Source organism: Candidatus Zixiibacteriota bacterium (assembly GCA_014728145.1).
Lineage (GTDB): Bacteria > Zixibacteria > MSB-5A5 > JAABVY01 > JAABVY01 > WJMC01.
Genome location: WJMC01000078.1, coordinates 1 through 15,517, shown reverse-complemented (window position 1 = coordinate 15,517; position 15,517 = coordinate 1). Strand labels below are relative to the sequence as shown.

General features: G+C 49.2%; 13 protein-coding genes and 1 tRNA gene. 7 read left to right on the top strand and 7 right to left on the bottom strand.

Going from position 1 to position 15,517, the window contains the following annotated elements; genetic code table 11:
- Window positions 1-95: 95 nt before the first annotated feature.
- The 6 genes from GF404_05090 to GF404_05065 form a co-directional block, all read right to left on the bottom strand.
- Complete coding sequence (locus tag GF404_05090) at window positions 96-656, bottom strand: hypothetical protein (protein ID MBD3381555.1); 561 nt, start codon at window positions 654-656, stop codon at window positions 96-98.
- 68 nt (window positions 657-724) lie between these two features.
- A complete protein-coding gene (locus tag GF404_05085) occupies window positions 725-1,036 on the bottom strand; it encodes a hypothetical protein (GenBank protein MBD3381554.1) in 312 nt (103 codons plus the stop codon).
- Between the two features lie 277 nt (window positions 1,037-1,313).
- Window positions 1,314-1,384: transfer RNA gene (locus GF404_05080), tRNA-Gln, on the bottom strand.
- A 19-nt stretch (window positions 1,385-1,403) separates the two neighbouring features.
- Complete coding sequence (locus GF404_05075; GenBank protein MBD3381553.1) at window positions 1,404-1,703, bottom strand: septation protein SpoVG; 300 nt, start codon at window positions 1,701-1,703, stop codon at window positions 1,404-1,406.
- Window positions 1,704-1,996: 293 nt separating this feature from the next.
- Window positions 1,997-3,517, bottom strand: a complete 1,521-nt coding sequence (locus GF404_05070) for a hypothetical protein (protein ID MBD3381552.1) — start codon at window positions 3,515-3,517, stop codon at window positions 1,997-1,999.
- On the bottom strand, window positions 3,514-5,154 hold the full coding sequence (locus tag GF404_05065) for a sodium/solute symporter (GenBank protein ID MBD3381551.1): 1,641 nt from the start codon (window positions 5,152-5,154) through the stop codon (window positions 3,514-3,516). The genes GF404_05070 and GF404_05065 overlap by 4 nt, the downstream gene beginning before the upstream one ends.
- A 237-nt stretch (window positions 5,155-5,391) precedes the next feature.
- Here GF404_05065 and GF404_05060 point away from each other — a divergent pair, with 237 nt between their 5' ends.
- The gene (locus GF404_05060; protein MBD3381550.1) at window positions 5,392-6,321 is read left to right on the top strand and encodes a tetratricopeptide repeat protein; all 930 of its coding nucleotides are present in this window, start codon (window positions 5,392-5,394) and stop codon (window positions 6,319-6,321) included.
- Window positions 6,322-6,359: 38 nt separating this feature from the next.
- Here GF404_05060 and GF404_05055 read toward each other — a convergent pair whose 3' ends face one another.
- Window positions 6,360-6,635 (bottom strand): hypothetical protein, encoded by a 276-nt coding sequence (locus GF404_05055; GenBank protein MBD3381549.1) that lies wholly within the window; start codon window positions 6,633-6,635, stop codon window positions 6,360-6,362.
- 296 nt (window positions 6,636-6,931) lie between these two features.
- Between GF404_05055 and GF404_05050 the strand changes: the two genes are divergently transcribed.
- The 6 genes from GF404_05050 to GF404_05025 all read left to right on the top strand — a co-directional run.
- Window positions 6,932-11,404 carry a hypothetical protein gene (locus GF404_05050; GenBank protein MBD3381548.1) on the top strand — a complete coding sequence of 1,491 codons (4,473 nt, stop codon included), beginning with the start codon at window positions 6,932-6,934 and terminating at the stop codon, window positions 11,402-11,404.
- A gap of 196 nt (window positions 11,405-11,600) precedes the next feature.
- Window positions 11,601-12,887 carry a PKD domain-containing protein gene (locus GF404_05045; protein MBD3381547.1) on the top strand — a complete coding sequence of 429 codons (1,287 nt, stop codon included), beginning with the start codon at window positions 11,601-11,603 and terminating at the stop codon, window positions 12,885-12,887.
- 31 nt (window positions 12,888-12,918) lie between these two features.
- Window positions 12,919-13,725, top strand: coding sequence for a hypothetical protein (locus GF404_05040; protein ID MBD3381546.1), 807 nt, complete (start codon window positions 12,919-12,921; stop codon window positions 13,723-13,725).
- Window positions 13,726-13,919: 194 nt separating this feature from the next.
- Entirely contained in the window at window positions 13,920-14,114 is a 195-nt protein-coding gene (locus GF404_05035) for a DUF1858 domain-containing protein (GenBank protein MBD3381545.1), read from the top strand.
- Between the two features lie 97 nt (window positions 14,115-14,211).
- Window positions 14,212-15,156 carry a hypothetical protein gene (locus tag GF404_05030; GenBank protein MBD3381544.1) on the top strand — a complete coding sequence of 315 codons (945 nt, stop codon included), beginning with the start codon at window positions 14,212-14,214 and terminating at the stop codon, window positions 15,154-15,156.
- 15 nt (window positions 15,157-15,171) lie between these two features.
- A partial coding sequence (locus GF404_05025) for a twin-arginine translocation signal domain-containing protein (protein MBD3381543.1) occupies window positions 15,172-15,517 on the top strand: 346 nt, incomplete at its 3' end.

Genomic DNA, 15,517 nt, shown 5'->3' with positions numbered 1-15,517 from the left:
CTTATGAAATGGAAAAGCTGTGGCAGGTGCGACTTTGATCTTCTTCGCGAGTTTTTGAGTCAGGCGGATTATCAAATTTACTCCCGGTTAATTGGTTATCGTTTACATCCCATGATATCCATAAGTGTCTTCAACGTTTTCCGTACATCATCAACATGATTTTCGAATTGATCATTATAATTTAAAAGATGTTTTTTTAACTTATAACATCCCTCTTTGGTTCCTAACTGGTCATCTGCATCATACCAAAATCGATGAAAAAGATAATTTCGGCTTGCAAGTGCATCCAGCCAATCCTCAAAAGGTAATCTGTCCAATTGTTTATTTATATCCTTAAAAGCACTTGGCAAAGTTTGATCCTCATTTAACTCATTGAGAGTTTCTTTGGATTGTGTAAACGCATTTTTCAGAAGCTGTCCAAGGGTACATTTTTCAAGTTGATTCTGTATCCGATTTCCCTCTTCCCTCCAAAATTTCTCAATGGGCTCTTTCTTTAGGAATAACTCTGGAGTGTCCTTCACATTTTTGGCTAATCTTGCCATTTGCCTAAGTACAATTAACAATGTTATTAAATCTGCTTCAAAAATCTGAACGGAGTATGCCGTTTGTCCAAATGCAGCAAATACTGCTTGAATGTCTGGATTTAATTTCGACATTCCTTCAAAATACCTCGTCTAAACCTTATTTTTTTAAATTACATCTGTGTTGACTGAAAGCGATCAATTCACTTCAGGTGTTCGGGATGATTAGATTTTAGCCAGGTCATGACATGTTTTCCAAGCTCTACCGCAACTTTCATGGCCGCATTGCTCTCAGCATCGGAAATCATGTCGACCGAATCGTATGTTGCAGCATGGCGCATTTTTCTGATTTTATGAAGCAGTTTGATTGTGTCTTCGGAGATCGATGTCGTGGTGTACATGAGGGAATCGATGGTCCGTTCATGTTCGCGTTCGCGCCCCGGACGATATCCGCTTGCATATAAAGCAACACGAGCATAACGAAGCCAGGCGTGTATGCAATATTTAATCTCCATCCCGGGCCGATCTCGTCAATTTTGCACCCCTCTGATTTTAATCTGTTTTTAAACGCTTCCAGTGAATTCCGGACCAGACAAATTTCGCCAAGAATATTAAATATGATACTACGCAAGTCGTGAAAAATCGGATTCTTTCTTTCGGCCGAGTAAAACTTTCCAGTAGCAAACTGAAGAAAATTACTAAAAGTAAGTCTCATGAAATGATTGCATCAGGTTACATCAGGTTTAACTCTGTGGAGAAAGCATGAATTTTGTAGTACAAAAAATAAAAAAACTGGGATGCCAGGATTCGAACCTGAATTGTCGGGACCAAAACCCGATGTCCTGCCATTGGACGACATCCCAATCAGAAGTTTGTCTGCTCTCAGAGTTGTTGATCCTGGCCGGCCGTAACCGCTTCTTCCAGGACCTCGCCTGAGATCCGGCAATATTCATCCAGAACCGATTGCTCTATATATTTACGCATATCGGCATTAATCGGATGGGCAATATCCTGGTGAGAGCCGTCCGCGCGCTTCCTCGAGGGCATTGAAATGAAGTACCCCTCCGAACCCCTGATCACTTTCAACCCGCGTACAACGAATGAATTGTTAAAAGTGATATTCGCGAAGGCCCGGAGCTTCCTTTCGTTGCGCAGGGTGACCCGGACTTCGGTAATCTTCATCTCGCCTCCCGGAAGCACAATTTTGGGGACAATTCGAGAATCCTGAAACTGACCCCCCAAATTCTGTATGCTTATCATTTCAAAAGCCGTCTCTCACTAAGGTGTGCATTCACTAAAGGCTGAAACAAGGCAGCTTTCTCATAAAAGAGTTATTTCAAACTCCATAGTGACCACTTGGAGTTGTGCGTCTATAACAAATTTATGAATCTATTATAGCTTGTCAAGTGATTTTGCGAAAATAATAAACTATTGTAAATCAGCACCTTGTCTATCATAAGCGGAACATTCAGGATTTACAGTATAATCCCAAAGCGAAAGCTGTAGCGAAGGTTGAGATTAATAAAATAAGTGTCACGGTCGATATTGTAGTTTTTCCAGTTTCGGATATCCCGATAACCGGCTGTAAGTTCCGCCTGCAGAACTGATTGGCGATTCAATTCCAGTTTCAAAAATGCGATTCGAGTAGTCTCGACCCGGCCGGAGGGGAATTTCTCTCCTTTTTCTACTCCATGCTCCTGCGGATCATCATAGCGTCCCTCCCCCTTTCGGGAGTATTCGCCGGCCAGAGAAATCCGCAGGCTGGGGTTGAGATGGGCAATCGCGGTAGCCCGCAGGCGATCGGCATCGGTCCCCAGTGAAGATCCGATCACGACACCGTGGTGGGCGTATACGTTGTAAAACTTGTTCTGGCCGTAAACGGTATTGCGGATATGGGTATAATCCATAACCAGTTGCAGACGGTCTGACAGAAGCAGGCCGAGTTCGGAAATTCCGAGATTAAAACCGATCTGATGGGGTTCAGTGACGAAATCGATCTGGAAATCATCGAACAAAAGCTCGCCGAATAGTATCAAGCCCGGATGAGCAAACCAGGTTAAATCCAAACCGAAATAGATATTTTCATCATTTCGGGTGTTGAACTGTTCGCCATAAAAAAACAGAAACGGGTTAATATATTGAAAGTCAAAACTTCCTCCCTTGCGGCCGTAGAGGATGCTCTCGGAGATACCGATCTCCAGCCTGCGATGGGGTTTGAGAGTCAGTCGATGGGAGGAGTAGAAGCGGTTGATCCAGAGCGAATCTTCAGGATCGGTGAAATGATCGAGCTGGGCAGTCCAGAAATGGAAACGAAACCAGTCGTGGCGAAACTCGAGTGAGGCCTGGTCAAAGGCGGGCGAATTGGCCGATACCAGGAGGCGGTCCTTATCGTAGGGCCCGTAGGTCCTGAACGTCCGCCCGAAAGTGAAACGCAGGCTTTTGTATCTTAAACCCAGCAGGCCGTGGTCGAAATATCCTCCGCCATCCTCGCCCCATTTGCGTACTTTCGCGAAGCTGTCGAGATAAGTACGATTGCCGAAGCGTCCCCTCATCTGCAAGAACAGGTTGTCACCATAGCGATATACCCCTTCGCCCACAAAACCGAGACGAAAGAGCGGTTTATCATGATCCTCGAAACGGTTCATCGAATACGGCGAAAGCTTGAGCCAGGCTGTGGAATTTCTCTGAGTGTCGCCGGAGAGTTCAGGCAAAGTCGCGTATTCTGACAGGATCCTCTGTCTTTCCCAGGTGCTGACCGGATGAGGTGATGTCTCGTTCCGGTCGAGGTAAGCGATAATATCCCCGCGCCAGAGCGGGCGCTGGTTGACAAAATGTTCGGGCGGATGATAGTGATAAATCAGGTTCAGAGAATTATATACCCAGCTGTCGGCAGGCTCGACCGATGTCTTTTCGGCATTTGCCAATGACGCTGTAAATGAAAACAGAATTATCGACAAGACTATCAGTCGCGAAGTTATCGGGGAAAACTTATTCATGAGTAAATCCTTTTAACCGGCCGGGTGACTAAACTGACTACAACTACCGTAATAAACGCCAGCACGAATCCGGGAATGATTTCGTAGATCACAGCGTCCAGAGCCGGAACATTTTTCCAGATTACAACCGTGGCCGTACCGACCACCATTCCGGCCCAGACACCCCATGCGGAAGTGCGTTTCCACCACAGGGTCAGAAGCAAACCTGGCCCGAAAGCCGCTCCCAGGCCGGCCCAGGCGTAGAGCACGAGATCATAGACCAAATCACGGGCGGTAATTGCCAGGATAAACGCGATCACCCCGATCAGGAAAGTAGCCACACGGGAGATTCTCACCAGCGTTTTCTGGGGAGCTTTTTTATTGAGCATCTGGTGGTAAACATCTTCGGAGATAGCCGAGGTGGAGACCAGAAGCTGGCTGTCAGCGGTCGACATCATAGCCGCGATAGCGCCTGAAATGAGAATACCCGCCAGCCATGGTGGCAAAAGAAATGAGGCCATAAACGGCATGACCTTTTCGGGATCATTGAGAAGCACGCTGAGCTGATCGAAAGGGATATCGTTGTTGCGGATTATTCCGATCGCCACCACTCCGATCAAAACCGCGCCCCAGAATGCCAGAAGCGCCCAGATTATCGCCACCAGTGAACCCTGGCGAAGTTTGCCGGTGCTTTTAATCGACATAAAACGGGTCAAAAGGTGAGGCTGACCCATATAGCCCAACCCGATACCGAGACCGCCCAGAATGCCGGCCCACATCGGCCAGCCCGAACGGTTAGCCACCACCGACAGGAAATCCTGCCCGCTGGATTTCATCGCCGAATTCATCCCCTCCACAACCTCCGGACGAGCGAACTCGCCCAAAGAATACAGATACAGGTGGGGATTGCCGGTGGCAGACAGGATAGTACCTAATTTGGCTAGACCGAGGTGCCATATACTGACGGAATTCCCACCCGGCAGGGTTACCATGTATCCCGCCGAAGATTGCGCGATTGTATGATTGAGCGGTTCGAAAAATCCGAGCGAGATCAGCCCCAGAAGGGGAAGTACAACCAGAGTGACTATCATCAGGATACCCTGGAACATATCGGTCCAGGCAACCGCGAAAAAACCACCCATCATGGTGTAAAACAATATGATTCCGCCCCCGATAAGCATGCCGTAGAACTCGTTGACATCCAGGAAGTAATTCAAGACCTTGCCGGCCCCCAATAGCTGGGCGGCAACATAGAGGGTGAAGAAAAAAACGATAATCAAAGTTGCCGTCAATTTCAGCATCTGGGTCCTGTCACCCAGTTTGGCTTCGAAGAATCGGGGCAGGGTGATGGCATCGTATTTTTCCGATTCACTTCTCAGGCGACGGGCGATCACCAGCCATGAAAACAGGATTCCGCTACAACAGCCGATCGCGTCCCAGATAGCGGAATATCCTGCCAGCCACGCAAAGGCCGGTAGCCCCAAAAGCAACCAGGCCGATTCGCCCGAGGATCGCTCCGAAAAAGCGACCACCCATGAGCCCAGCCTGCGACCGGCGATCAGGTAATCGGGAAGGGTTTTATTCAGCCGCGCGGTGGTGAAACCGACCACGAGCACAATAAACAGATAACCCAGAAATCCAATCAGTACCGGATCCATCAGAGCTCATCATCCTTCCACCTGAAAAAGGCAATCAATTCAATCGTGATTAAAACCAATGGTGGAACTATTAACCAGAATCCTGTCCAGAACGGCATAAAATCATTATATCAAAGTTTAAAATAGGATGCAATCAGAAATTATTATGATGTCCTGCTCACAATTTTGTATATTCAAGTCTGAAACACAACCTGTATTGTCCCGTATTGATCAGTATATTAAAGATAAAGGATTTGTATGGATGCGATCAGAAGAATTATTCTAACTCTATGTATTGCATCGCTTGTGATGCTGTCCTCGGCGTATGCGCAGGATCAAGTCGAAACTCTGGCGTATGAGCGGGCGATGAAATTGATGCAGGGTGAGAACTACCCTGAAGCCGTCCAGGCATTCGAGGAAATCGTAAAGCATGATCCGGACAACACTCAGGCCTGGGCCAGCCTGGGTATGGCCAATCATCAACTCGGCAATTACCGGCGCGCTCTCGAGGCTTTCAAGCAGGCTCAACAACTCGGCTATTATTCTCATATAATCCATTACAATATAGCCTGTTCTTATGCGTTGTCCGGCGATCATTTTGAAGCTCTGGCCCATCTCGATTCAGCCGTAACTGCCGGTTACACAAATCTCGAGCATATTCAGGCCGATCAGGAGCTGAAGCCTATCAGATCATACAAACGCTATGCCGAAATTATTGAAACTGTCAGGCGATTGTCTTCACCCTGTGAATATATCCCTGAATGCCGCCAGCTCGATTTCTGGCTGGGCCACTGGGAGGTCTACAACAAAAGTAAACAGGTGGTTGGCACTAATCTGATCTACAAGGATTTAAACGGCTGTATGCTGGTCGAAAACTGGGAGAGCAATCTCGGCTCCAAAGGGAAAAGCATCAATTACTATGATTTCGAGCACGGGCTATGGCGCCAGAACTGGGTCTCGGAGCGGGGATATATAATCGACTACCAGGGTGAATTTATCGACGGAGCTATGCGGTTCAACGGTCGTTACGCCGACAAGGACGGAAATATCACTTTATCGCGCATGACTTTAACGCCTGAATCCGAAAACCGGGTGCATCAGCTGATCGAACAGTCGACAGATGACGGACAAACCTGGTCGGTCTGGTTCGAGGGGTTGTATATAAGAGCAGACAACCCCGAAAAATAGTTAAGCTTTCTACCCGCGGCAGCGTATCTCGAAGCTCTTCAGCGGGGATATAACCGGCGTTTGTTGCGATCCTCAAGAAAGTATGGTTGATCCAGTGTAATATCCTGAGCCAGAACATGTTCGCCAATATCACGGGTGATCACCTTGCGGCTTCCGCTGTCGATTCTGTGGCGACGGGTAGCGTTCCCGAGATCGAGACCGCATTGCCGGGCAACCTGGTCTTCAGAGTGGTCGAGGGCGCTCTTATTGGAACGGGCGAGCTGATTCATCCTGTCGATGAACTTCTCGAGGTCCCTTCGAGATGGAGCAGACATCCTGCAATCCGCCTTTCAATTTATTCATTTGTATTAATCACAATATACTTAAAAATCCCCTGGCGAGGTGTTTTTCTGCAGTACCGTCTTGAAAAACAGGACAGTTTTTGACTTTAATGCAAATAGATGATTGCAAATTCAAAGAAAATAGATATATTCAAAGTTGAGGTCGAATAAAAAGGTCCAGCAATTTAGAACCGACCCTCACCGCCCGATGTTATATATTATGAGGCCCTGATCAGGATACATATCGGCTTTACTGCCATTGCGATTGTGGAAATTTAGTGAGGTAAAGTATGCCCAGTAAGATAGTCGTAAGCTTGATGGCTTTTGCCCTGCTTGTGCTGATAATAAGTTCGAATCTTTGTGCGCAGGTATCCGTAAGTGCTCAACCGCCTTCCAACAAATATAATCTCGGAAACCAGGTGCCGGCCATGCGGATGGATCCGGTCGATGTCGACGCGCTTTTGGCGCAGGATTCAGCCGATCAAAAACTGGGACTCCCGCTCCGTTTCGGTTATCCCTTTGATGTCAGTTATACACTCGAAAATTCGGGTGAATGGCAGGATCTTCCCGATGGCGGAAGGGTTTGGCGTTTGCAAATCGAGGTCCCCGGGGCTCATTCGACAAATTTACTCTACGATGAATTTTATCTTCCTGAAGGCGCGCAGTTGTTTTTGTTCAATGCCGACGGCAGTATGAGGCTGGGCGCGTTTACCTCGAAAAACAATAAATCTCACGGCAAATTCGCTACCGGCTTACTCAAGGGTCCAGTCTGTAACCTTGAGTATTACGAACCGGCCACAGTCCGCGGGCAGGGTATCATCTCGATCAACCGGGTGGTACACGGCTACCGCGATGTGTTCGACCGTGAAGTTCGCAAAAACGCGCTCGATTTCGGGCAGTCGGGTCCCTGCAACAACAACATCAACTGTCCCGAGGGTAACGACTGGCAACAGGAAAAACGAGCGGTGGCGATGATCATCACCGCCGGCGGTACACGCTGGTGCACAGGCGCATTGATCAACAATGTGCGCCAGGACCTGACCCCCTATTTCCTGACCGCGGATCATTGCCTGGGCGGGGAAGCGACCTGGGTGTTCATGTTCAATTACGAGAGCCCTTCCTGTGATGATATCGACGGTCCAACCTGGATGACTTTGTCGGGAAGTACGCTTCTGGCCAACTCCGGCTATTCGGATTTCGCACTTCTGGAGTTAAGTGTGGCTCCACCGGACTCATACAATGTTTTCTATGCCGGCTGGAATCGTGCCGACACCGCTTCCGACAGCTCCGTCTGCATCCATCATCCGCGTGGTGATATTAAAAAGATTTCTTTCGATTTCGATAAACTGACCGAAAGCTATTACCTTCAGCCCTCGGGCAACGGCGACAACCACTGGCGCGTAGGCGAATGGGAGGACGGCACCACCGAGGGTGGTTCTTCCGGGTCGCCCCTGTTTGACTACAATCATCATATTATCGGGCAGTTGCATGGTGGATATGCCGCCTGCGGTAACACTGAACCGGACTGGTATGGCAAATTCTCGCTTTCCTGGGACAATGGCACAACGCCGGCCACCCGTCTCAAGGACTGGCTCGATCCGGACAATACCGGGGTGACGACGTTAAACGGAAGGGAAGCGACCGGGATCACGATTGCCCATGATCCCCTGCCGGATATGAAAGATACTCTCAATGACTACCAGGTCGACTGCATTATCCTGGGAAGCGCGCCATTGATTGAGGATTCACTGCTGTTGTATTACGATACAGGCCTGGGCTGGCAGACAGACACGCTTCTTCCGACCGGTGTGGATTTTGAATATCGCGGCTATATACCGGCTCAGTCAGCCGGTACGCTGGTCAGCTACTATATCTTTGCCACAGACAGCTCGCAGACTGCCGATTCGACCGAGATATACAGTTTCTATGTTATAGATTACGATATGATTCTCGTACCGCCGGTCAGGAGCCGTTACGCGGCAGTGGGCGACACGATCATGTTCAATTATATGATCACAAACAACGGGATCAACCCGGATAAATATGACCTCACGCTGGCGGGTTCGAGCTGGCCGGCAACGATCATGGATGCCAGCGGTGTCATTCCGTTTAATCAAACAGACTATCTCGATCCAGACTCCTCTGTCAGTTTCCAGATTCATGTCGAGATACCAACCAGCAATTACATGGATATGGACAGTATGACGCTGGTGGCGACTTCTTTCACCAAGCCTCAGATTTCTGACAGCGCTTCCGTGATCGCGATCTCAGGCGGAACCGCCGTGGAGATACCATTTACCGATTCATTTACCACAACCGTTCTCGACAGCGACAAATGGGTGTACAATTATAACGCGGTGATTAACGGCGACGGGCTTGAAGAAGCTTCGGGGCCGTACAGTTTGAATCTGGACGGTGACCCCTCGGGTGGCGATACGATTATCTCATCGGCAATCAACCTCAAGGGACTCGAGTCGCAGACTTTGTCTTACTATTACCAGCGCACAGGCGGAGGTGATTCTCCAGAGGCTAACGACGACCTGGAAATCGAGTACCAGGATGCCGGAGGCGACTGGCACAATATCGGTTTACATCTCGGAAGCGGCGCGGACATGACCAAGTACGAGAAAACTGACCTGTACCTGCCCGACAGCGCTTACCATTCAGCATTTCGTATCAGGATCTTCAATAATGCCACCGTGGGTGACTATGACGACTGGTTCATAGATGATATCTACCTGGGCGCTCCGCCCCCGTATGATGTTTCCGCGGAACCGTATTATCAGGCCGGGTATTCCGCTGAAACCGATACTGCCGAATTTCTGTTTACGGTCACCAATGAAGGCACCGAAAGCGATGCTTTTGATTTAGTCGATTCTCTCTATGAATGGCCGGTGATCTTTTTCGACCAGACCGGTATCAACCAGATCAGTTCGACCTCGACATTGCTTCCCGATTCCAGCCAGGACATCATAGCCCGGGTTGCAGTCCCCCAGGGCGCCGGAGATTTCGCTCAGGACAGCGCGCGAGTCTACATCTTCTCCCAGACGGATCCTGATAAGCGGGTGCATATTGTGCTCAATGCCATATCGCTGGGTGAGGCGATGGCTACCCCGTGGACTGAAGCGGTGCCCGCAGACAGCCTGGAAAGCGACAGGTGGCTGGTTATCGACGGCGCGGAAGCCTCCGTCGAAGGATTGAATCCGCCCAATCCGCCTTACAGTATCCATATCAACAACGGACCGGATACGCTGATTTCACGTCCGATCGATCTCGCCGACAAGTCCGAGTTATATTTGAGTTTTTATTTCCAGCGCGGTGGAAACCTTATCGCCCCGGATGAGGATGAGGACCTGGTTGTTGAATATCGCAACAGCGATGGTGACTGGTCCGGCCTGACAGTGATTTCCGGCAACGATTCAGCCATGACCGAATTTGAGTTCATGCGCCTGACACTCGGAGCTGAAGCCTCCCATAGAAGCTTCCAGCTTAGAATGCGAACAGTCGGTTTCGGCTCGGCGGGCGACTGGTTCGTTGATGATATCCGTCTCGATCAATCACCCCAGGTCAGTGTGACACCGCTTGAATATCAGAAAACCATGCTGGCCGGTGATTCTGCTGATACCGTCTTTATCGTCAGTAACATGGGCGGGGGTGAGTTGATCTATAATCTGGATGTGGCTTACAATACGCCCGGGTTCGACCAGGTGGGTGATAAATCTGGAGATTTCAACCTATCTCTGTCTGAAGATGGTCCCGACAGTTTCGGATATTTCTTCATAGATTCCGATCAGCCCGATGGTCCGCAGTTCGCATGGCTTCAGATTTCGCTTCTGGGCGATGATATCACTTCACAACTGGCCGATGACAACTACGCCGGTCCATTTGCACTCGATCATGATTTCATGTTCTACGGCCAGATTTATAACCAGTTATATATCGGTTCCAACGGTTTGATAGGATTTTCTCCTGACAGCCTTGAAATTCCCTCCTATGCCGAACTCCCTGATCCAATGGCTCCTGACAATCTGCTGGCTTGGCTCTGGATGGATCTCGACTTGCAGGATGCGAACAATCCCGGTGCCGGAGCTTTCATCTTTACCGACAGCCTCATGACCGTGGTACAGTTCGACAATTACCCCGCCAAGATGGGTGCCTCGGGTGATCATGTGACAGCCCAGGTAGTACTTTATGCCGATGGCAGAATCGAATACCGTTACAAGACCATCGCAGGCGGATTCGATCACACCAATTCCTCGATCGGTATCGAAAATCATGATGGTTCGGCGGGACTTTCAACCGCATTCAACCAGGACTATCTCCATGACAGCCTGGTGGTTCTGTATTACCGCCAGCCGGAATGGTTCCTGCCGGAAGTACTGGTCGACACCCTGGCCGCGGGTACGGCCGACACGATCGAATGCCAGTTCATCAGCACAGCAGATATGGCCTCAGGTATATACTCAGGCGAACTCCTTGTTACGAGTAACGACCTCGACAGTGACAGCCTGACAATCCCTCTTTTGCTCGAACTGACCTCAGATCCCTGGTTTGTTTGCGGTGATGCCAACAACGATGAGGCGGTGGATGTCTCTGACGCGGTCTATATCATAAATTACGCTTTTGTACAGGGCAGTCCCGCTCCGGATCCACTGGAATCCGGCAATGTTAATTGCGATGAGACCGTTGATGTTTCCGACGCGGTGTATATCATCAATTACGCATTCTCGGCCGGAAGCCCGGCTCCCTGTGATTGCGAATAATTTCACGTATTTGATTTCGGTAAGCCCTTTCATTATCTCCTGAAAATTGTGATATATCTTGACAAGCATCGTCGAGTATTTTATATTTAAAATACCCATTAGATGGACGCATTTCTGAATTTAACAACTCTGGATTAGTACTAAAATAAATTATAGATACTCTCACTTGCCGCTTACCATTATTTGGGAGGGAGAAATGAAGCATTTATCTGTTATTGTGGCTTGTCTGCTGTTTTCGGCAGTACCCCTGTTCTCAGCGGACAATGTTGAAATTCACCTTAATTACCCCTATGATACAGCTTTCATAGGGTCAAACAACACGCTTGAAATCTGGATCGAAAACGATTCCAAGCTTTATGCGATGTCGCTCGGATTTGAAATATCCGGTTATGATGGTGTTCTGCAGTGGAATACATCTTACGGTAATCATGCTCCGATCAATATCGATCACGAGGATGCCCAGGAGGCGTTTCTGGATACCTTGATGGCATCATACTCTAATTTGACCGACAGCAATTTACCGGATTCGCTATTGATTGGTGGAATCTCTATCCCGTCAGGAGATTTCGGAATCAAAGCCGGTTCGATGCGCAGGGTGTACTCGATGCAATTCTTTATTCCGGAAACCGAATCCGAGGGGACACTGTGTATCGATAATATCGTAGTGCCCGGCAGTGGAGACTGGCTTTTCTTTGCCGGCTGGAGTGGTCCGCAGGTTGCACCTGAGTTCAACGGCTGTTCAGACCAGAAAACATACCGTCCCAGTTGTCCAGCAATCTGCTTTCCGGTAGCAATGCCGGTTACTCCGATAGCCGACTTTACTTTCACTCCGGATTCCGGCGAAGCACCGTTGAGTGTCTTTTTCACAGATCAATCCAGCAATTACCCGAACTCATGGCACTGGATTTTCGGAGACGGCCAGACATCCGATCAACAAAATCCAATTCATGAATATCAAACTTCCGGGACATATTATCCGACTTTGATTGTCTCCAATTTATTGGGAGCGGACACGGCGGTAAGTGCCACTCCTGTGATAGTCACGGAACCACCTCCACCCCCGCTCGAATTCACCTGTCCGGAAAATATCACAGTCTATGTCAATACGACCGACACCGTGCCGTACACAATACAGTACAACGGTGATGTGATAGACAATTTCGTTTTCACGGTCAGTGATTCGCTGGGATGGTTTCTTTCACCTACAAATCTCAACCTGACCATGGCACCGGGCGCGGACACCATTGTCAATGTCGCTGTGATAGTGCCCGATGGCCAGGGTGACGGCACCGAAAACAGTGTAACCGCAAACATGATATCGCAGTCCAACCCGACCATCACCGCGCAGGCTTCATGTCTCCTGCGAGTTTCTAATTATATTTGCGGCGATGTCAACCTGGATGGTACGGTGGACGTAAGTGATGCGATCTACTTGATCAACTATTCATTCGGGAACGGCCCGGCACCCTGCGAACCGTTTTAGATAACAGATTATTAATAAACAGGAGACAGTCATGAAATTCATAAACATAATAATCGGCGTTCTGCTACTGACCGGATTGGCAGTGGCAGACAATGACGTGGTGGTGCACGTAAACTACCCCGATGATCAGTTCATCATCGGCGCTGTCAATATGGTTGAGATCTGGATTGAAAACGATGTTACAGTTTCCGGGCTTAGTCTTGGGTTTGAGTTTTCCGGATATTCAGGTCAAATCGATTGGAAACTCGACTATGGTACCGACCAATCTATGCCGGTACTATTTGAGGGAGCTCTGGCTGAAACTTTTCCAATCGAATTCGCCAACACTTTCAGCATGGATGACTCCTACCTGCCCGATTCGCTGATGATTGGCGGGTATGCAATCACCGATGCGTTCCTTACACCTGGACCATCACGGAAGTGTCTCACCATGCTGATCAGGATCCCGGCGGGTGAACCGACCGGGCAGATCTGTATCGACAATGTCTGGCTTCCGCCAACTGGTGACTGGTACCTGGTCGATTCCGCGGGTGGAGTTATCCAGACCAACTATTTTGGATGTGTAAACAGTTCAGATCACAATCCCGATTGCCCCGCGGTATGTTTCCCCGTTTCGCAGGCCTGGTTCGATTGCGGGGATGTAAATTTTGATACGCAGATAGATGTCAGTGACCTGGTTATGATGTTACAGGCGATTTTTTACAGCGCGCCTCTCGGAACTTCCGTCAGGGCGGCCGATATTGACTGCTCCGGACGTTTCAATGTCGCCGATGCAGCATACTATACAGCGTATCTCTTTGCTGGAGGTCCACCCCCTGATTGTACGCAGTGTCCATAAATTTAAATACCATCTGATCCCGCTTCCTGTTCAACGGGAGGCGGGATTGCCAGCGATACAACTTCATTGATGCTACGACATCAAAATGATGCATTGCTGATTGTTGATTTACGGCTAATTTCACCCGTCGGCACATAGTCGGCGGGTTTTTTGTTATATTACAGCGGAGATGAGGTTTAATATAAGGAGGAGAGATGATTTCTGCGGATGATTCAGTCGAGGACCTTCTGGAAAAACATCCCGAGGTCAATCGTTACCTGATGAGAAAAGGAATAATCTGTGTCCAGTGTGGCGAAACATACTGGGGGACCCTGCGAGAATTGATTCGTGAAAAGGACATGAATGTTGATGAAGTGATTGCCGAGCTGAACCGCGAATTCGTGGATTGACCTGTTCAGAAGAGATAGTTTTGTTGACAAGTTGTGCCGGATTGTTTACAATTTCAATTGAGAATACAAATCAAACCAATCATAATGGAAAAAAACCATGAAATATTATTTGAAAGCTTTGATGCTTATAGTGACTGCCGTGTTGTTACCACTATTGCTTTTCTGCGGAGGAGAAAAGACCGAGCAGGAGGCCGAACCCCATCAGGAAACGGATTCACTGACTGACATGAGCCGTCTGTTTCCCGAAAAATACAAAGCCTGGCTTGCGGTCGGTGAATTCGAGAAATACGACCGTGACGGTATCTTCACGTATATTGACGGTGCCGGCGAAGTGTTTCGGATGTACGATTACAGGCAGGTCTGGGTGAGGCGCTACAGCAAACCGGATATGCCGGAAATCACGGTGGAGATTTTCGATATGGGCAAGGCGGAAGATGCTTTTGGAATCTTTATGCATTCCCGCGAAGGTGTTGAACTGGGGGTCGGTCAGGGTTCCGATCTGCGCGGAGGGATCATCAGCTTCTGGAAGGGACGCTATTTCGTCAGCCTCAGCCCGACTGAAACATCGGCAGAAGTTGAAAAAGCTATGACCGCCCTGGCTGTTTTGATATCCGGACGGATCGAAGAAACCGGCCAGGTGCCCGAAATCGTAAGCTACCTGCCTCAGTCGAACCGGGTCGCCAACACGCTCAAGTTCTTCCATCTGCACACATCACTTAATTATCATTACTATCTTTCCCCCGACAATATCCTCAACCTGTATGAGGATACCGATGCCGCCCTGGCGGAATACCTGCCCGGGGGTGTCTACCTGATGTGTGTCAGGTACCCGATTATCGAGGACGCTGCGACTGCGCTGGTAAATTTCCGCAGGGAATTCCTCAAGACCGAGGGTGAGGAGAATATAGTTGAAATCGATAATGATGTCTGGGTCGGCGTGAGCCAGAACGGCCTCTACCTGATACTCGTATTCGACGCGCAGACTATGCAACAGGCGGCCGACTTAATGATCCAGGTTGAGACGAATTTAGACAGGAAGTAAAGAGAGGGGGATGTTATGGATGACAAGAAAACCGTACTGACACGCAGGGATTTTCTGAAGGGAGCCTCCTGCGCTGCCCTGGCCGCCACCATGGGACTGCCGTTTACAGCCCTGGCTGAGGATGAATCCCCCAAGCTTTCGCGGGTGGTGCTGATCCGTGACGAAAAGGCTCTGACATCTGCGGGTAAGCCGAATGCCCCGGTCATTAAGGAAATGATCGATTCGGCTGTTTCCCGCCTGTTTGAAGTCGACAAACCGTCCGAAGCGTGGAAAAAGATAGTCGGACCCAAAGATATCGTCGGGATAAAGAGCAATGTCTGGGGGCCTTTGCCGACACCTTCGGAAGTCGAACAGGCGATAG